This is a genomic window from Moraxella sp. CTOTU46711 (assembly GCF_031975715.1).
Classification (GTDB): Bacteria; Pseudomonadota; Gammaproteobacteria; order Pseudomonadales; family Moraxellaceae; genus Faucicola.
In genome coordinates, this window is the sequence record NZ_DALYMP010000002.1 from 91398 (window position 1) to 109300 (window position 17903).

At 44.6% G+C, this 17903-nt stretch carries 18 protein-coding genes and 1 pseudogene; 6 read left to right on the top strand and 13 right to left on the bottom strand.

Translation table 11 applies throughout. From position 1 onward, the window contains the following. Positions 1-81: 81 nt before the first annotated feature. The 12 genes and pseudogenes from RTJ53_RS04285 to mazG all read right to left on the bottom strand — a co-directional run bounded on the left by RTJ53_RS04285 (position 82) and on the right by mazG (position 10860). Complete coding sequence (locus tag RTJ53_RS04285; protein ID WP_312275998.1) at positions 82-1314, bottom strand: sugar transporter; 1233 nt, start codon at positions 1312-1314, stop codon at positions 82-84. A 199-nt stretch (positions 1315-1513) separates the two neighbouring features. Further along, entirely contained in the window at positions 1514-2023 is a 510-nt protein-coding gene (yjgA, locus tag RTJ53_RS04290) for a ribosome biogenesis factor YjgA (protein ID WP_312275999.1), read from the bottom strand. A gap of 51 nt (positions 2024-2074) precedes the next feature. After that, the gene (rapZ, locus tag RTJ53_RS04295) at positions 2075-2950 is read right to left on the bottom strand and encodes an RNase adapter RapZ (RefSeq protein ID WP_312276000.1); all 876 of its coding nucleotides are present in this window, start codon (positions 2948-2950) and stop codon (positions 2075-2077) included. Positions 2951-2952: 2 nt separating this feature from the next. Then, positions 2953-3885, bottom strand: coding sequence for a pantoate--beta-alanine ligase (panC, locus tag RTJ53_RS04300; RefSeq protein WP_312276001.1), 933 nt, complete (start codon positions 3883-3885; stop codon positions 2953-2955). Between the two features lie 19 nt (positions 3886-3904). Next, entirely contained in the window at positions 3905-4783 is an 879-nt protein-coding gene (gene panB / locus RTJ53_RS04305; protein WP_312276002.1) for a 3-methyl-2-oxobutanoate hydroxymethyltransferase, read from the bottom strand. A gap of 213 nt (positions 4784-4996) precedes the next feature. Continuing rightward, positions 4997-5491, bottom strand: coding sequence for a 2-amino-4-hydroxy-6-hydroxymethyldihydropteridine diphosphokinase (gene folK / locus RTJ53_RS04310; RefSeq protein WP_312276003.1), 495 nt, complete (start codon positions 5489-5491; stop codon positions 4997-4999). Then, positions 5488-7731 (bottom strand): polynucleotide adenylyltransferase PcnB, encoded by a 2244-nt coding sequence (pcnB, locus tag RTJ53_RS04315; RefSeq protein ID WP_312276004.1) that lies wholly within the window; start codon positions 7729-7731, stop codon positions 5488-5490. The genes folK and pcnB overlap by 4 nt, the downstream gene beginning before the upstream one ends. Before the next feature lie 243 nt (positions 7732-7974). Beyond that, a complete protein-coding gene (locus RTJ53_RS04320) occupies positions 7975-8358 on the bottom strand; it encodes a ComEA family DNA-binding protein (protein WP_312276005.1) in 384 nt (127 codons plus the stop codon). 143 nt (positions 8359-8501) lie between these two features. Beyond that, positions 8502-8786, bottom strand: a complete 285-nt coding sequence (locus RTJ53_RS04325) for a hypothetical protein (RefSeq protein WP_312276006.1) — start codon at positions 8784-8786, stop codon at positions 8502-8504. Between the two features lie 307 nt (positions 8787-9093). Then, positions 9094-9327, bottom strand: a pseudogene (locus tag RTJ53_RS04330) (MazG nucleotide pyrophosphohydrolase domain-containing protein); the annotation flags it as partial. 29 nt (positions 9328-9356) lie between these two features. Next, positions 9357-10043: a hypothetical protein gene (locus RTJ53_RS04335; protein WP_312276007.1), complete on the bottom strand. Its 687-nt coding sequence runs from the start codon at positions 10041-10043 to the stop codon at positions 9357-9359. Beyond that, a complete protein-coding gene (gene mazG / locus RTJ53_RS04340; RefSeq protein WP_312276008.1) occupies positions 10030-10860 on the bottom strand; it encodes a nucleoside triphosphate pyrophosphohydrolase in 831 nt (276 codons plus the stop codon). Before mazG ends, RTJ53_RS04335 begins: the two co-directional genes overlap by 14 nt. A gap of 312 nt (positions 10861-11172) precedes the next feature. Between mazG and RTJ53_RS04345 the strand changes: the two genes are divergently transcribed. Together RTJ53_RS04345 and RTJ53_RS04350 are read left to right on the top strand one after the other, a co-directional pair. After that, a complete protein-coding gene (locus RTJ53_RS04345; protein WP_312276009.1) occupies positions 11173-12384 on the top strand; it encodes a nucleotide sugar dehydrogenase in 1212 nt (403 codons plus the stop codon). Positions 12385-12467: 83 nt separating this feature from the next. Further along, on the top strand, positions 12468-13922 hold the full coding sequence (locus RTJ53_RS04350; RefSeq protein ID WP_312276010.1) for a phosphohexomutase domain-containing protein: 1455 nt from the start codon (positions 12468-12470) through the stop codon (positions 13920-13922). 119 nt (positions 13923-14041) lie between these two features. On the opposite strand, the gene RTJ53_RS04355 is transcribed toward RTJ53_RS04350, so the two are convergent. Further along, on the bottom strand, positions 14042-14665 hold the full coding sequence (locus RTJ53_RS04355) for a thiol:disulfide interchange protein DsbA/DsbL (RefSeq protein WP_040403627.1): 624 nt from the start codon (positions 14663-14665) through the stop codon (positions 14042-14044). 508 nt (positions 14666-15173) lie between these two features. On the opposite strand from RTJ53_RS04355, the gene ubiG reads away from it, so the two are divergent. The 4 genes from ubiG (at position 15174) to RTJ53_RS04375 (ending at position 17898) form a co-directional block, all read left to right on the top strand. After that, the gene (gene ubiG / locus RTJ53_RS04360) at positions 15174-15908 is read left to right on the top strand and encodes a bifunctional 2-polyprenyl-6-hydroxyphenol methylase/3-demethylubiquinol 3-O-methyltransferase UbiG (protein ID WP_312276011.1); all 735 of its coding nucleotides are present in this window, start codon (positions 15174-15176) and stop codon (positions 15906-15908) included. Between the two features lie 40 nt (positions 15909-15948). Then, positions 15949-16659: an HAD family hydrolase gene (locus tag RTJ53_RS04365; protein ID WP_312276012.1), complete on the top strand. Its 711-nt coding sequence runs from the start codon at positions 15949-15951 to the stop codon at positions 16657-16659. A gap of 112 nt (positions 16660-16771) precedes the next feature. Then, positions 16772-17542: a YciK family oxidoreductase gene (locus RTJ53_RS04370; RefSeq protein ID WP_312276013.1), complete on the top strand. Its 771-nt coding sequence runs from the start codon at positions 16772-16774 to the stop codon at positions 17540-17542. 89 nt (positions 17543-17631) lie between these two features. Beyond that, complete coding sequence (locus RTJ53_RS04375) at positions 17632-17898, top strand: DksA/TraR family C4-type zinc finger protein (protein ID WP_144918554.1); 267 nt, start codon at positions 17632-17634, stop codon at positions 17896-17898. The last annotated feature ends 5 nt before the right edge of the window (positions 17899-17903 follow it).

A 17903-nucleotide genomic window follows, 5' to 3' on the forward strand; every position in this document is an offset into this window, starting at 1 on the left:
TCAGTGGAAAAAGTCACCTGCAAGCAAACCCAATCGTAAGTCTAAGCGCAAGCCCAATTACAAGTAAGCTCTGGGGTCTGATTATTTTTGGGGGCGCGCCAAATACACCATTAGGCAAACCATGGCAATGAGCGCAATACCTGCCCCCACATAACCCACCATCGCCAGTCCTAGGCTGGCAATCACCAGTCCACCGACGAACGCGCCGCCGCCGATACCGATGTTATAAATTCCTGAAAAAATTGACATCGCTACATCAGTGGCATTCGGCGCAAGCTGCAATACGCGTAGCTGAAAAGCAAGGCTAATCGCCGTAATTGCTAAGCCCCACAGCAAGGCTAGGACAAGCCACAAGATTGGCACATGGGGCAGCCAGACCGATGCCAATAACGAAAACAGCAGCGTTGCCATCGCGCTAATCAAAAACGCCCGTGGGAAACGGTCATAAAAGTGCCCAAATAGCCAGCTCGCTAGCAACCCTGCCACCCCAAAACTCAGCAAAATAACCGTGGCAAATTGCTGATTAAACTGACTAATCGTCAGCATATAAGGCTCAATATAACTGTACGCCGTAAAGTGTGCCGTCACACATAGCCCAGTGAGTGTATAGACAGTGAGCAAGGGGATATTATTAAAAATACTGGGCAAACTTGCCGCTGAGCCGACATCTTTGCTCGGCAGTTTTGGCAAAATCCACCACACCATAATCATTGCCAAGAGCGCAGCCACGCCAATCGTGCCAAACGTCATCCGCCACCCGAGCCACTGCCCAATCATCCGACCTAATGGCAACCCAAGTACCGTCGCCAGCGCGCTACCCATCGACAGTAGCCCCAAGGCTTTGGTTTGACGATCTTTGGGCGCCACACGCACCACAAGGCTTGCGGTAATTGACCAAAAAACCGCATGCGCTAGCGCAATCAATGCCCGTCCAACCAACAGCATGGCAAAACTTTGCGCCATTACAGACACCGCATGCCCCCCGATAAAGATAACAAATAATCCTATCAATAGCTTGCGCCGTTCGATACGGGCAGTGACAAGCATGGCAGGGAGCGACAAAATAGCCACGATCCAAGCATAGATGGTTATCATATGCCCCACCGTTTCTACCGGCATGGCAAAGCTATGACCAATGTCAGAGAGCAGCGCAATCGGCACAAATTCGGTGGTATTAAAAATAAATGCCGAAATCGCCATGACAATCACGCGCCATTGGCGAATTTGGTTGGGATAATTGGGGTTGGACTGGGTGTGTTGGCGTAACTGGTGAAAATGACTCATTGCGGGCAGGATAGCTAAGGCTGATGGCATACCTTAGCGGCTCACTCTATAAAATAAAAGCAATTTTACGTTATTTTATAATGAAAATAGCTTTAGTAGTAAAAAATCGACTCATAGGATAGTGCTATAACCCAATGCGTAGCGGATAAATCACTCATACAGTCATCCTCTATACCCACTAGCCAAGCCACATAGGGATAAGTGGTTAAAAAACTGGCAATCAGTCCGACTATTTACCTTTGGACAAAATCGCCACTTGGCGGATATAAGTGTGTAAATCAGCCACACTCTCATTCATCAATTCATCATCTTGGGTGTATTCGGCATAGGCAATCCAAATCAGCAGCTGCTTGATGGTGTTGAATTCACTATCAAAAAAGGTTTTGGTAAATTGTTTTAAGGTATTATCATCTTGCAAATTTAGGCGCGTTTGCCAACTTTCAATTTTGGCTTGTTGCTCAGGGCTAAAGGTATGGCGAAATAAAAATTCGACAATCGCATGCGGTTCTTCTTCAGCCAGCAATTTACCCAAACGCTTGATGTGACGTTTACGTGCTTCATGGCTGGTGATATCGGCAAGCTGCAGCAAGTCATCCAAAAAAAACTCACTGGCAGGCAGTACCTTCATTTGTTTTTTTGATAAATTGGCAAGCGGCTCAGCCAGTCGCTGTAGGCGCTCATGGGCTTTTTTTAGTTCGGTACGGCTAACCGCCATATCCATTTCAGCAAAATTAATCATTTATCAATCTCAAAGTTATCAATCATAAGTATAAAGTTGATTCAGAACGCACTACCAGCGGTTTTTTTCACGGTGTTTGATACGTACCACCATCTCTTTGGGTAGCGATTGGGTCAGTGACTCGCCCAATTTTTCTGCGATATACACAGAGCGGTGTTTGCCCCCAGTACAGCCGATAGCGATGGTCACGGTATGGCGATTGTTGTGCAAAAAAGGCGGCAGCCATTTTTTAAAAAAAGCGATAATATCATTCGCCATATCATCTACTTCTCTATATTCATCAAAAAATGCTTTGACATCATCATCTAGCCCTGTCTGGTTGCGCAGTTCAATTTTCCAATGGGGGTTTGGTAGGGTGCGCACATCAAAGATAAAATCGGCATCAATCGGTGCCCCATATTTAAACCCAAAGGATAAAATATTAACGGTTACCGCATTATCCACACCCAAATGATCGCGGATGACTTCTTTGAGTTGGTGGATATTAAGCAGGCTTGTGTCAATTTTGATATCAGCGCGGATGGCAATCGGCTCTAAAATATCGATTTCTTTTTTGATGGCATTGGGTAGATTACCCGACACCGCCATTAACGGATGCAGACGGCGCGTGGCGTCAAACCGTGCCACGAGTACGCTTTCTTGGGCAGTCACATACAGTATTTTAATCGCCGGTTTGCTATAAGTCTCTATCAGCTTATGATACACCTCAGCAAACCGCGATAAGTCCGCTTGTGGCGAGCGTACATCCACACCAATGGCGATTTTATAAATTTGGCTGTCATGTACAAGTTTATCAATGGCACTAGGGACTAGTGAGAGTGGTAAATTATCAATTGGATAATAGCCAAAGTCCTCCATAATGTTGAGAACCGATGTCTTACCCGAGCCTGAACGTCCTGAAACAATGATAACTTGTAGCGTTGACATAGTTAATCCTTCACAGATGCAGTGGTAGCTTGTCGATTAAAATCGCTGCTCAATTCCTGATTCATTTCCCGGCTAAACTCTAGGTTATCTAAAAGCCGTGTTTTCTTGCCCAAAAAAGCGGCGGTCAAAATTACCAAGTCTTTATCATTGGGCTTCGGCGGTTGTAATAAGCGATTTTTAACTTCCAAATAATCCACTTTAAAGCCTGAGTCAGCCACCATCACGCGATTTAAATTATCGATTGCGCCGGCAATAATCTTGTCAAAATCGGCAGAATTGGCAGTTTTTAACTCATTGGCAAGCTGTTGCAAACTTTTTTGCAAGGTGGGGGCAAGTTGACGTTCTGCTTCGCTTAGGTATTGATTGCGAGATGATAATGCCAACCCGTCCTCAGCCCGCACGATATCCACGCCGACAATCTCAATCGGGAAATTTAGCTCAGCGACCAACTGGCGGATAATGGCAAGTTGTTGATAGTCTTTTTTGCCAAAAACAGCGATGTCAGGTTGGACGATATTAAACAGTTTGCTCACCACCAAGCCGACACCATCAAAGTGGGTGGGGCGAGTGTTGGCACACAAGATTTTGCTAATATCGCCTGACAGCACTTGCACGTTGTTAGGGTAGGTCGGATACATTTCTTCCACGCTTGGGGCAAATACAAAATTTGCCCCCGCATCGGTGAGTTTTGCCACATCAGTATCTAGCGTGCGTGGGTAAGTATCAAAGTCTTCACCCACGCCAAATTGGGTTGGGTTAACAAACACACTGACCACCACGATATCGGCAAGTTCCTTGGCTTTTTTGACGAGGGTCACGTGACCGCTGTGCAAATTGCCCATCGTGGGAACCAGCGCTATCTTTGGCGCAGCCGCTTGATGGCGTAAAGGTTTTAAGGTGTCACGTAATGCGCTGATGGTATGAAATACTTGCATTTTTTTGCCTTTATGATTACTAAAAACTATGTGCTGGCGTTGGGAACGTACGCTCTTTGACCGCCTTATGATAGGCTTTAAACGCCCCGGTGATATCCTTGGTTTCGTTATGCTCATCGGTCAAAAAGTCTTTGACAAACTTGGCAGGTTTACGGGTATATACCCCAAGCATATCGTGCATGACCAGCACTTGACCATCACACTCTACGCCCGCACCGATACCAATCACTGGTACGGGGAAAGTGTCACGCACTTTTTTGGCAAGCTCAGCAGGGACGCATTCGAGTAGTAAAATGGCTGCGCCCGCTTCTACCACTGCTTGACAGTCAGCCATGAGTTTTTCCGCTTGGGCATCGGTTTTGCCTTGTACTTTGTAGCCACCAAACACATTCACTGATTGCGGCGTCAAACCTAAATGCACGCAGGTCGGCACGCCGTTGTTGGCAAGCACTGACACGATTTTGGCAAGCTCGGCACCGCCTTCGATTTTGACCACATGCGCGCCTGCTTGCATCACCGCTTGGCTGGCATCGAGTGCGCGCTCAAGCGTGGCAACGCTCATAAAAGGTAAATCACATAAAATCAGTGCATGACTGTTGGCACGAGCCACGTTTTGGGTATGATATACCATGTCTGCGATTGTGACAGGCAAGGTTGAGGTTTGTCCTTGCACCACCATGCCAAGGCTGTCGCCAATCAAAATCGTATCAATCGCTGCAACTTGCATGGCTGCTGCAAAACTTGCGTCATAACATGTCAAGCACGAGAACGTCTCGCCATTGGCTTTGAGTTTGTTTAAAGTGGACAAAGTCACAGGTAATTTAGGTTTGGTCGCTGCGGCAGATGTTGACTCAGTTGTTGAATCAGGGTTAGATTCTAGGTTGCTAACGTAGCTCATGCGGTTTCCTTTAAAAAGCAAGGTTAAAAGAAGTAAAGCTAAAAGAAGTAAAGCTAAAAGAAGCAAGGGCAAAAGAAACAGGCAAAAACAAGAAATAGGGAAAACAAAAAACGTTGAACGTTACTTTATCAATGGTTTAATTTTTTGCGATTTCAAACCCATAGCACCAATAATTTGTTAATTTTTACAAAAAACCCTGTTAACTGATATGGGTTAAACTACGGTTAATTTTTCCAAGCCCTGCCACTGTTGACTGGTCGGTAAATCTGCCAATTTTTGTCCATTTACCATAAGGGTCGGGTCAAGCTCTAGCATCGGAATTAGCACAAAATTACGCGCAAATAAGCCCTCATGTGGCACGGTTAAACGCGCATTGTCGATTGTGTCATCGCCATACAATAATACATCGACATCCAAACTACGCTCACCCCAGTGGCGCAAACGCGTGCGCTTGGCAGCGCTCTCCAAACTTTGGCAAAAATCCAATAGCGCTAAGGGTGCCAAATCGGTATCAACTTTTACGACCGCATTAAAAAAATCGGGCTGGTCAGTGACACCAAAGGCTTTGGATTGATACAGTGATGATGCTGTAACATTGGCAAAGTGCGGCGATGCGTAAAACGCCGCAATAGCATTGGCAATATGCTGCCTTGGCGTACCAAGCGCGTTTGCGATATTGCCACCCAAACCGATATAGCAACTAATCATGGCTGATGACCATCGATTTTGACCGCGCGTTTGCGAGTGCGTTTTGGCGCTGCCGCTGCCTCGTCCTTAGTCACCGCTTCTGCTGAGACTTTGCTATCAGCAACCGCTTTTTTACGCGTCCGTGGCGCTCGCTTTGGCTTTGGCTGTACCACGCCACCATCAATCATTGATTCATTGGGTGCCGAATGCTTGACGGAGTCAGTGTCAGTGCGAATGTCAGTGCCAATATTAGTATCAATATCGGTATGAGTCACCGCCTGATTGTCAATGCTTTGTTTGACGGGTGTTGGGCTGACAGATTCGCCACGCAAATCATTAGCGGATGTTGCGATATCCGCTTGCTGACGTTGCTCCAAAATCGACCAGTTTGAGCTGGGGGTGCGTCGCGCACGTTTGGCAGGTACAATGGCTGCCGATAAATAGGCTTTGTCGCGTTTGCGTGAGCGACTTAGTTGTGAATTATTTGGGTGCGAGTTATTTGGGTGTGAACTATTTGGGCGTGCGCTTGTCTCAGTATAAGCTGATGCTAAAGCAGAAACTGTCGGCTGATAAGGGTGGTCATCGTCTTTTTGCGCTATGATTGGCGCTACGATAAGTGACTTAGCCGGTGCTGAGTTGGTGTGACTGGCAAGCGATAACTGCTGCAGTTGGGCTTTTTCAAGTTGCTGCTGCTGTGTTAGTTTGTGTGCTTTGGTAGATAGCACCGTATCTGGTAATTGTTCATGTTCGATTTGGCGGCTTGCTGCAAACGGCAAACGACGTCGTTCGCGGCGGCGCTGTCCATGACTCAAATCGCTACCCATGTCTGCCTCATTATCATGCACCGCATCGCTAGTTTGGTAAGCAACACTGTCGTCCTCAAAACTGGTCTGATTGACAATATTCGCAAAGCGCAAACGCACCGATTCAAGGTCGAACTCATCAATCGCTTGTTGCTGCTGTTTGGTACCTAGGGTTTGAAACCACGCCCACCAATGCCCCATGCCGTTGGTGCTTTCATCATCCAACGTAATCGCTGCGCCATGTTGTTTGGCAAGCGCTTGGTTTTTGGCTTCTACCTGCTCACGCATCATCAAAAAGTCATAAGCAGCCCGAAAACGTGGATTTTCAAACAGCTTTTGCAGATTTTTTTTGCGCGGTTGGGCAAGTCTTGGCTGCATGAGCCAAATATCTTTAATAAACTGCTCGGCAAACTTGGGCATGGCTGTGTGCTGGCGCTGCTTGTCCAAAACTTTATTGGCGGCTTGGTTTTGCGCGTCGCTAAAAGGTGTGTTCTTTTTAAACTTATCCAATAAATACAGATAGTTTTCCCACAAAATAGTGGCATAAAAGAACGCAGGGTTAATGCTTTTACCACTACCTATACGCCTATCGGTATTTATGGTGACTTGGTTGAGTAGCGGTGTCACGGTTGTCGGTGGATAAAACAACAACTGGGAAAACGCACCATAATCAAATAGCAGTGGTAACATCGGCACCAAGTAGCCGCCTGTGAACATTTTTTGCGTTTCATCGTACAAGCGGTGAGGGGATACTTGTGCCAATAATGCCCAGTTTTGCGCGTTGAATTGTTGGTTTAAGGCGTTATCAAAATCAAACTGCAACTTTGCCTTAAAACGAAGCGCTCGTAGCAGACGTACAGGGTCTTCTTCCACCCGTTTTTGGGTGTCACCGAGCAGACGAATGGTGCGGTTTTCAACATCTTTTAGCCCACCACAGAAATCATAAACAATATCGTCAAATGGCTGATAGTACAGGGCATTGATACTAAAATCGCGGCGTACCACATCTTGATAGATATCACCCCACACATTATCCCGCATGATCATGCCGTCTTCGGTGAGATGATTGTTGTCCTTAGGCGGCGCGCGAAAGGTCGCAACTTCAATCATATCGCGACCAGAATACACATGACACAGCTGAAAACGCCGTCCGATGATGCGGCAGCGTTTGCCAAATACTTCTTTGATTTGGTTGGGGGTGGCGTTGGTCACAGCATCAAAGTCTTTGGGCTTTAAGCCTAACAAGGCATCACGCACCCCACCACCGACGATGTAGGCTTCAAAACCCGCTTGCGTCAGTGTGCTAATCACTTCTTTGATGGAGTTGGGTAAATCAGCTTTGTTTAAGCCCAGTTTTTTGGCATCCCGGCGAGCTGACTGTCTATCTAAAACATAATCAGTTTGGGTATTGCCAGCAGCGGTTGCCGTGCTAGGTGATTTGCGAGTTTTTTTTGCCATGTATAGTAACCAAAATCCATGAAAACGGCAGAAATTTATTAGCGGTTAGTGTACCAAATTTCTGCCTAACTAGGGATATTAATTCACGGTTACAAAAAATCCAGTGAGCAAAAAATATTGTTTAATGATTGATTATCTGTAGGACGTTATCGCTACAGTATGAGATGGTTTGCTTGCTAGTACAGCGTGTATAAAACATGAGAATAGGCTTGTGATAATTGACAATGCTTTATTGAGCTAACATTATTGGGTGGTGATGCGGTGGCGATTTTTATCGACAGTCGCTTTACCGATACCTTTGACGTTGGCTAGGTCATCTGCCGTGGCAAACGGCGCCATCATTTGCCGGTATAAAATAATTTGCTGGGCTTTTTTGGCGCCGATACCATCAAGCTGTGTAAGCTCGGCTTCACTGGCTATATTGATATTAATCACTTTGGGTAAATTGGCAAGGTCATTTGCAGAGGATTTTGTGCTACCACCATTAGTCCCTGTCAAATTTGTCACTGCCAAAAAAGCCTGCTCGGGCGTCAAGGTTGGGGTACATACTTGCGCCTGTGCGGGCACTGCCCATATACTTAGAACTAAAATGGTAAAAATCGAGCCAACTAATAATCGAAAAATCATTGCTTTAACGGTCAAATCCCTTTTAACTCAGTATACCTTGCCAACGCCTCTGGAACAATCAATCTTGGGCAATAAAAAAAGCCAAAACCCAGTCAGGTTTCGGCTTTTACTATGCGCTAAAGGCTTGTGGCGATAACGAGAAATTATCTTGGCTGTCCTTTTGCATAATGGTGACCACGGTTTACTTTGACCTGTTTTTTGACATAATGTTTTTTCACCTGTTTTCTAACAGGTTTTTTGACAATTTTTTTAACAGGTTTATGGCGTAACTCGTTTTTATGAGCCTCTTTTTTATGATGCACGTTTTTATGAGTTACGTTTTGGCTAGGCGCTTTATGGGCAGGTACAGGTGGTACAGCCGGTGCTGCAAAAGCGGTTGTTGAAGCAAATACCAAGGCTAGGGCGGATGCAAATAGCGTTTTTTTCATAGTGGTCTCTTAAAATATTATTGTTATACCGATTTATGTAATGGATCAACAAGATTGAATAAACAAGATAGATTCAATGATAAACGAATCAAACCTTGTGTTAAATCAATGCTATTAAATCAATGCTATTAACCAAATTGACTTAATACATAGGTTTAATGAGTTGATGTGAGTCATTATGCCACCCCAAACTTAGTACAAACTTAGCTAAAAAACTGTTTTACCAAAAAAATGTACACGGCATGTAAACAGGGTATCATCTATCAATAATACTAGACCCTAAAACCTATCCCGTACTCAAAACCCCTCATATAAGTTTTTCATGCTGTTTTGCCATATCCCACAAATTATCCATTTCCTCTAAGCTAGCAGTTTCAGGGGTTTTACCCATTTTAGCGAGCTCATCTTCTATAAAGCCAAAACGAGAGCGAAATTTATGCACGGTGGTCAAAGTCGCTTTTTCGCTATCAATGCCCAATTTGCGGGCAATATTGACTAGGGCAAAAAAACAATCCCCCAGTTCTTTTTCTAGCAGCGCTTTTTGCTCAGGCGTCGGTTTTTGACCATCGGCTAATCATTATTGAAACCTAAATCTTCTTGTATCGCTTTTTTGGTTTTTGCCAAGAATGGTGCTTGAGAAATAAACACAACAGACCACTGAAATGCTCTTTTTTGATTATATTCTTCCGCAATGTAGTGATACTGGTAATAACGCAAACTAAATGCCACGCTTAACCATATGATTAACATGGCAATAAAATAAATTGGGTTTGGGTCTTTTCGCTTAAAATACTGATAAAAAATCAAAGCAGCCAATGCAAACAAGCTGAAAAACCAAAATACCGCCCCAATCCCCCAAACAACTATTTTCCCACTTGACATATAATCGACTTGGTATGATTGAGAAAAACTAAATCCGCTTAACACTAACATAAATAAAGCTAATAATACCATCAAAAAATTTGCGTGATTTGTTTGAGTGAGTATTTTGATAAATAGAAACAGAAATATAAAATTGGCATATATGGCTAATATTCCATAGTAACCTTTTACAAGGGCGAAAGGTGAGTATATTGGCCCAAAAAAAACAACCGCAATTCCAGGCAAAATGTCCCCGCTCATAGTAGAAAAATCGATAGCGGGTAGTAGCAGTGAAAGCGAATAAGTCGCACCAATGAAGAATAGTAATAGGCTATACCTTTTTCCATTAGTGTTCAGATTTAATAATAATGGCTTTAAGTCATTAAGGTTTGTCATGTTTTTCCTTTAACTTTGCCAAATCCCACAAGTTATCCATTTCCTCTAAGCTAGCAGTTTCAGGGGTTTTACCCATTTTAGCGAGCTCATCTTCTATAAAGCCAAAACGAGAGCGAAATTTATGCACGGTGGTCAAAGTCGCTTTTTCGCTATCAATGCCCAATTTGCGGGCAATATTGACTAGGGCAAAAAAACAATCCCCCAGTTCTTTTTCTAGCAGCGCTTTTTGCTCAGGTGTTGGTTTTTGACCATCGATTGGTAAGATTTCTTTGAGCTCTGCCACTTCTTCATCCAATTTGTCCACCGCACTCGACACCACATCCCAATCAAAACCGACTTTATTGGCAGTTTTTTGTAGTTGTTGCGCTTGCATTAACGCTGAGCCTGCCTTGACCGCATCAAGGGTGCGGCGATGGTTTACCAGTTTACCCTGTTTGGCTTTTTCGGCATTTTCCAAGGCTTTGATTTCATCCCAGCGTTTTTTGACATCTTCATCGGTTTTTAGATTTTCTTTGTCAAACACATGCGGGTGACGGCGAATGAGTTTTTGTTGTAAGGTGAAAATCACCTCACTGATATCAAACTGCTGCTGCTCTTGGTATAAACAAGCGTGAAAAACCACTTGTAGCAGCACATCGCCAAGCTCACCCTTAATATCGTCAATGTCGCCTGATTGTATGGCTTCGACAAGCTCATAGGTTTCTTCTAGGGCGTAAGGAATGAGGCTATCGTTGGTTTGTTTTTTATCCCAAGGGCAGTCTTGGCGCAGTCGTGCCATTAAGGCAATGAGGTCAGCAAAATTGGAAGTCGGTTGCATCGTTATCTCTGAAGGGTGATTGATAGTAAATGATGAAAAATTCACAATATAATTGACCTAGCTATTTTAGCGCATTTGACGTGGCAATCTAAGTCCATTGGTAAGTATTTGCCTTGACCGTCTAGATGTTTCAAATACAGATACCTAAAACACAGATGCCTCAAAATAATCGTTGTCATTGCTATGCCATTTTGTCAAACTATAGTGATATTGGCAAAAACTTACCTAATTTAAAAATAAAAGAAATATCAAGGCTGAAAATAAGCAACGGCTTCGCTAATTTTTGCTGCGATTTGTAAGGTTTCATCACCCATGATTACAACTATTTTTGTCATTGGGGCAGGCTATGTCGGTCTGTCCAATGCGGTCTTATTAGCCCAGCCTAAACTTGCTAACCAAGTCACCTTGGTCGATATCGATGCCCAAAAAATTGCCCAATTACAACAGCAAGAGTCGCCGATTGACGATGCGTTGATTGCGCAGTTCTTGGCAACCCAGTCACTGAATTTAGCGGCGCAGTTGGTGAGTGAGGCTGATTTTTCAACCGCAGATTTGGTGATTATTGCCACACCGACCAACTACGATGTCGCCACGGGCAAATTTGATACCTCATCGGTGGAAGCCAGTATCCAAACGGTACGCGCTCACAACGCACAAGTACCGATTGTAATCAAATCAACCGTACCGATTGGATTTACCGTTGACATGCAGGCAAAGTTTGATACGCGTATTTTGTTTATGCCGGAGTTTTTGCGGGAGGGTAAAGCGTTATATGACAACCTGCATCCGTCACGTATTATTGTTGGCTGTGATATAAACCATGTGCCAGCGCTGCAAGATGTTTGCCACCAATTAATAACCCAATACCAAACTGCCAGCGAACAAACTGACACGCTAAGCCAAACACCAAGCCAAATCATGCCGCCCACTGAGGCAGAGGCGGTCAAACTATTTGCCAATAGCTACCTTGCCACACGCATTGCATTTTTTAACGAGTTAGATAGCTTTGCCGAAAGCATGGGGCTTGATAGTGAGTCGATTATCACCGGTGTGAGCTTAGACCCGCGGATTGGCATGCATTACAACAACCCATCATTTGGCTATGGTGGCTATTGTCTACCCAAAGATACCCAACAGCTTAAAGCCAATTATGAGGGGATTCCTGCCAATGTGATTCATGCGGTGGTGGATGCCAACAATACCCGCAAACGCTTTATCGCCCGTCAAATTATCGCCAAGCAGCCTAATACCGTGGGTGTGTACCGCTTGAGCATGAAAAAAGATGCCGATAACTTTAGAGATTCTGCAATTTTGGACATTATTGAACTGCTCAAACAACATGCCATTGATGTACAAATCTATGAGCCCAGTCTGTCGTCAGCGCAGTTTATGGATTGTCCTGTAGTCAATGATTTAGCCAGTTTTTTACAAACCAGTGACGTGATTGTCGCGAACCGATTACATCCCGAATTAGCGCACGTCGAGGCAAAAGTGTATAGCCGCGATGTGTTTGGTGATAGCTGATCATTGCTAGTGAATAACTGATTTTGACTAATTAACAGTTAATTGAATGACATTCTTAATTCTTAATCCAATGAGCCACGTATATGAATGATTTTTCTCCCATAACAATTTCGTCTTTTAAAGCCTATGACATCCGCGGTGAACTCGGTAAAAACCTTGACGAGGACATCGCCTACCGTATCGGACGTGCTTTCGCCCAATTTTTAAGTGAACCGCTATCAAATCAGCAAAAACCAGCGATTGTGATTGGCTGTGACATTCGGCCCAGTAGTGAAGCCCTGAAAAAAGCCACTATACAAGGCATATTAGATGCGGGTATCGATGTGATTGATTTGGGCATGACAGGCACTGAAGAAGTGTATTTTGCTACCAGTCACTATGGCGCGATTGGCGGTATTGAAGTAACCGCCAGTCACAATCCCATTAATTATAACGGGCTAAAACTGGTGCGTGAACAGTCAAAACCCATTAGCGCGGATACCGGCTTGGCAGACATTCAACAAATCGCAGAAAAAGGCGCGTTCAAAGCGGCAGCCAGTAAAGGCGAGTATCAGTTAAAAGAAGATAAAACCGCCTATATTGACCATCTCATAAGCTATATTGACGTCAACGCGTTACGGCCTTTGACAGTGGTCGTCAACTGTGGCAACGGTAGTGCCGCGCCAACGATTGATTTGCTTGAGCAGCGTCTACAAGCTGCCAACGCGCCTATTAAGTTTATCAAAATCAATCATGCGCCCGATGGCAGTTTTCCCAATGGTATTCCCAATCCCATGATTATTGCCAACCGTAAAGTGACAGCAGACAAGCTATTGGCAGAGAAAGCGGACTTAGCGATTGCGTTTGATGGCGATTTTGACCGCTGTTTTTTCTTTGATGAAAACGCTCGATTCTTGGAAGGCACTTATGTAGTAGGGGTGCTTGCCAAAGCTTTCTTGGATAAAAACCCTGCCGAGGCGATTGTCTATGACCCGCGCAATATCTTAAATACCGAAAGCGTCATCGCGGCGGCCGGTGGCAAAGCGACTATCAGTAAATCAGGGCATTCTTTTATCAAACAAGTCATGCGTGAAAACAACGCAGTGTATGGTGGCGAGATGTCTGCGCATCATTATTTTCGCGATTTTAACTACTGCGATAGTGGCATGATTCCTTGGTTATTGGTGATTGAATTGCTATCCAAATCAGGCAAAACAGAGGCGCCAAAAAAACTGTCGCAACTGGTCGATGAGATGATTGCCGCTTTTCCCATCTCAGGTGAGATTAACTTTAAATTAGACGGTATCACTGCGCCCGCGGTGTTGGCAAAACTTGAAGATAGCTACCAACAATTTGATAGCCAAACGGCGACCCTTGATAAACTCGATGGCTTGTCGGTCAATTTTCCACGCTGGCGCTTTAACGTCCGCGCTTCTAACACTGAGCCACTGATTCGTCTCAATGTTGAAGCAAGCGGTGATAAAATGCTATTGGATGAAAAAACCAAACAGCTAGAAAATTGGATTGTGGCACAAGGCGGCATGCCAGCCGACCACTAGGTTTTATTAACTACCATAAAAAAGCCGTTTCAATGCTAATTCATTGTAACGGCTTTTTTACTATTTAAGCTAAAACCATCTAGGCTAAAACTATTAATCCTCAGCAAATGGCTGGCGGATTATTTACCACCACGCTCAGCACGGGCTTTATTGATAAGATAGTTAACCACTTGTGGCACTTTGCCATCCTCACCCTCAACCACGTATTTGCCATCAACCACAACCGCGGGTACCCCTGATAGTTGGAAGCGCTGCGCCGCATCTTTTGAACGCGCGATACGGGTATTCACCGCAAAAGAATTGTACATGCTGTTAAATTTATTGATATCCACGCCTTTTGATGCGTACCATTGACCGATAGAGGCTTGGTCAAACAATTTTTGGCGGTCTTTTTGAATGGCGTCAAACATCGCTTGGTGGGTTTTGCCTTGATAACCTAATAACTGTGCGGCATAAAAACCGCGCGCGTTTTGTTCCCACACAGGGTTCATCGCAGCTGGCGTCTGCATAAACACCACATCAGCAGGCAATTTTTTTGACCACTGTGCCATGTAAGGTTCTAATTTGTAGCAGTGTGGGCAACCATACCAAAAAAATTCACGAACAATGATTTTATTGCCTTCAATTTTCTCTGGGTTTGCAAGCACCTTATAGTCTTGACCCGCGACAAAATCTGCAGCTTGGGTTGATAAACTGGTCAAGCCGATAGCGGCGGCGATTGCGGTCATTGCTAATTTTTTCATGGTTGCCTCATTAACAGTCAAATCATAGGGTCTAGCACGGCTCATATCTTATAGTATCTTATAGAAAATTGCTTGCTAGCAGGTCTCAAAATACGAAAATACCTGCGCGTTATACTATCATAAATTGAGGAAGCGCCTAAGTGTAATCCTTTGTAAACTAAAAAAAACTACAGTGGTGAAAAATATAAGCAATATGTTAATTAAATTTTCTAAATTACAAGTTATATTTTTTAAGTTTAGTTTATCAGTAATATTTAAAGTTGGACGGTTATCGGGTTATGCAGCAATAAGCTATTTTACCCCACAAATTTATCCTACAATTTTACGCTATCAGCCTGCCACATAAATTCTACAGCGCATGCGCTAAAAACTGTTAGAATAAGGCTATTTTTGATGGCAATTGTGGTTAGCGAGCAACCGTATTTCAAAAAACGCGATAACATGCTATTAAAGTAAAAAGTATCGAATTAAAAAAATAGCGAAGTAAAAATCAAACGGAACTATCATCATGACACAACCGAACCTACAGCAAAACGTCGACTTACAAGAAGTACAAAAATTTACCGACCTTGCCAATGAATGGTGGGACAAATCAGGCGCGTTTGCCACCTTGCACCAAATCAATCCGCTACGCTTAAACTGGATTGAACAGCAAACCATCGCCCGCCAGCAATCAGGATTAACGGGCAAAAAAGTGTTAGATGTCGGCTGTGGTGGTGGTATTTTGTCACATAGCATGGCAGTGCGCGGCGCCACGGTGACGGGTATTGATTTGGGAGAGGCGAACATCAAGGCAGCACAAATCCATGCTACGCAGACCAACCAAGCGATTGATTTTGCTTGTGTTGCTGTAGAAGATTTTGCCAAAGCGCACGCTGGTGAGTTTGATGTGGTGACTTGTATGGAAATGCTCGAGCACGTGCCAGACCCGCAGTCAATTATCAATGCTTGTTTTACCCTGCTCAAACCCAATGGCGTATTGGTACTATCGACTATCAATCGCAACCCAAAATCCTACCTGTTTGCGGTGATTGGCGCTGAATACCTATTACGCTTGTTGCCACGCGGCACACATGATTATGAAAAATTCATCACCCCAGCCGAGCTAGATCGTTTTGCTCAGTGTGCAGGCTGCAAGCGCCAAGATTTAATTGGCTTACATTACAATCCACTTATCAAGCACTATTGGCTGGCACAAAATGTTGACGTTAACTACATGATGGCAGTCTACAAACCTCAGTAGTTGGCTTTACTTAAATATTAATTGTTGATTTGAGCAAAAAATGACTGAAAAATGCCAAGCTGTATTGTTTGACCTTGATGGTACCTTGATTGATACAGCGCCTGATTTTATCCGGATTATTAAGGTGATGTGCGCCAAACACCAGCACCCAGCACCCAGTGATACCGCCATTCGCGAGCAAGTTTCTGCAGGCGCCAGAGCCATGGTCAAGCTGATGTTTGGCGAGCTTGCCGATGTGACTGAGGATGACTCCACCTTGTTGGCTTATCGGCAAGAGTTTTTGGACACCTATGAAGCTGATATCTGTGTCGATAGCCGCTTGTTTGATGGGCTTGATTCGCTACTAAAAAACTTGGAATCACGTGGTATTGTATGGGGTATTGTCACCAATAAGCCGCGTTATTTGGCGGAAAATTTATTAGAGAGACTTGAGCTAACTGAGCGCTGTGCGGTTCTGGTATGCCCTGATGATGTCAAACACACCAAACCTGACCCAGAGCCCATGTATTTGGCAGTAGCGCGGTTGAATGAACAGCTTGGGCGTCAGCTACAGCCTAAAAATTGTGTATATGTCGGTGACCATATTCGTGACATTCAAGCCGGCAATGCGGCGAATATGCGCACGATTTTGGCAGCTTATGGCTACATTCCCCCTGAAGACCAAGCGGATTTGGGCAGTTGGGGCGCAGATAACATCATCCATAGCGTCGCTGAATTGACCGCTTTGCTGGGCGATTGGACGGATGCTTGAGCGGACACTTGAACAAGCGACTAGGCGGTTGATGCATAGACAAGGTGTTAACAATTTGCACGATTTTTAGGAAATTTTTTAGCAAGCTTTTGAGAAAAATTTTGAGGAAACTATGACTTTAGCAACGCATGATGATATCCGTAACTTTATCCCACCTACCGATTGTCTAAAAGGTAAAAATATTTTGGTCACAGGGGCAGGTGATGGCATCGGTAAAGCAGCAGCGCTAAGCTATGCAAAATATGGCGCGACCGTGCTACTGCTTGGCAAAACCGCGAGCAAGCTTGAAGCCGTGTATGACCTAATTGAAGCAGAAGGCGGTGCTGAGCCTGCCATGCTACTGATGAATCTAGAGAGCGCAAGCTACACAGAAATGCAGCAATTGGCGATTTTGATTGAGCGTGAAGTCGGGCATTTGGACGGTGTTTTACACAATGCCGGGTTACTCGGTGTATTGACCCCACTTGAGATGTATGACCCAATTATTTTTGAGCAAGTGATGAAAGTCAATTTTAATGCCACCTTTACCCTTACCCAAGCTTTGCTACCGCTACTCAAATCTGCACAAAGTGGCTCAGTGGTGTTTACCTCTAGCAGTGTCGGCAGCCGTCCACGCGCGTTTTGGGGGGCGTATGCGCTGTCAAAATTGGCGGTAGAAGGGATGAGCGATATTTTCACCCAAGAAACCCAAAAAACCACCACCCTGCGCTTTAACTGCATCAATCCCGGTGCCACGCGTACCCAAATGCGTGCTGCTGCTTATCCTAGCGAAAACCCCAACACCTTGCTTGCGCCCGAAGACTTGATGAGTGCATATGTTGCCTTGATGAGTGATGAAGCGGCAGGTATCAAAGGTCAGGTGATTGATTTACAGCCACAATAAAATGGCGCGATAACGGCTTTAATACGCTATTGAAATTTGACAAAACCACTACCATATTATGGTTAACCTATTAAAATCTAAGGAAAAATATGGCAAGTGGTTGGGCTGCAGATGGCGCAGAAAACGAGCAAATTGAAGCGACTATTAATGACGCGATTGAACGGGCAAAACGGGCATTGCCACAGGGCGAGAGCCTAACTCATTGTGAGGAGTGCGATGCCCCGATTCCCGAAGCACGGCGTCTTGCGATGCCAGGGGTTCGCTTGTGCGTGCATTGTCAACAATCGCTAGAACAGCATCAGCAAAAAGTTGAGCTTTTTAATCGCCGTGGTAGTAAGGATAGCCAATTGCGCTAAGCACA

Coding starts and splice junctions, on each gene's coding strand:
- RTJ53_RS04285 (WP_312275998.1), bottom strand. CDS start 1,314: ATGCCATCAGCCTTAGCTATCCTGCCCGCAATGAGTCATTTTCACCAG.
- yjgA (WP_312275999.1), bottom strand. CDS start 2,023: ATGATTAATTTTGCTGAAATGGATATGGCGGTTAGCCGTACCGAACTA.
- rapZ (WP_312276000.1), bottom strand. CDS start 2,950: ATGTCAACGCTACAAGTTATCATTGTTTCAGGACGTTCAGGCTCGGGT.
- panC (WP_312276001.1), bottom strand. CDS start 3,885: ATGCAAGTATTTCATACCATCAGCGCATTACGTGACACCTTAAAACCT.
- panB (WP_312276002.1), bottom strand. CDS start 4,783: ATGAGCTACGTTAGCAACCTAGAATCTAACCCTGATTCAACAACTGAG.
- folK (WP_312276003.1), bottom strand. CDS start 5,491: ATGATTAGTTGCTATATCGGTTTGGGTGGCAATATCGCAAACGCGCTT.
- pcnB (WP_312276004.1), bottom strand. CDS start 7,731: ATGGCAAAAAAAACTCGCAAATCACCTAGCACGGCAACCGCTGCTGGC.
- RTJ53_RS04320 (WP_312276005.1), bottom strand. CDS start 8,358: ATGATTTTTCGATTATTAGTTGGCTCGATTTTTACCATTTTAGTTCTA.
- RTJ53_RS04325 (WP_312276006.1), bottom strand. CDS start 8,786: ATGAAAAAAACGCTATTTGCATCCGCCCTAGCCTTGGTATTTGCTTCA.
- RTJ53_RS04335 (WP_312276007.1), bottom strand. CDS start 10,043: ATGACAAACCTTAATGACTTAAAGCCATTATTATTAAATCTGAACACT.
- mazG (WP_312276008.1), bottom strand. CDS start 10,860: ATGCAACCGACTTCCAATTTTGCTGACCTCATTGCCTTAATGGCACGA.
- RTJ53_RS04345 (WP_312276009.1), top strand. CDS start 11,173: ATGATTACAACTATTTTTGTCATTGGGGCAGGCTATGTCGGTCTGTCC.
- RTJ53_RS04350 (WP_312276010.1), top strand. CDS start 12,468: ATGAATGATTTTTCTCCCATAACAATTTCGTCTTTTAAAGCCTATGAC.
- RTJ53_RS04355 (WP_040403627.1), bottom strand. CDS start 14,665: ATGAAAAAATTAGCAATGACCGCAATCGCCGCCGCTATCGGCTTGACC.
- ubiG (WP_312276011.1), top strand. CDS start 15,174: ATGACACAACCGAACCTACAGCAAAACGTCGACTTACAAGAAGTACAA.
- RTJ53_RS04365 (WP_312276012.1), top strand. CDS start 15,949: ATGACTGAAAAATGCCAAGCTGTATTGTTTGACCTTGATGGTACCTTG.
- RTJ53_RS04370 (WP_312276013.1), top strand. CDS start 16,772: ATGACTTTAGCAACGCATGATGATATCCGTAACTTTATCCCACCTACC.
- RTJ53_RS04375 (WP_144918554.1), top strand. CDS start 17,632: ATGGCAAGTGGTTGGGCTGCAGATGGCGCAGAAAACGAGCAAATTGAA.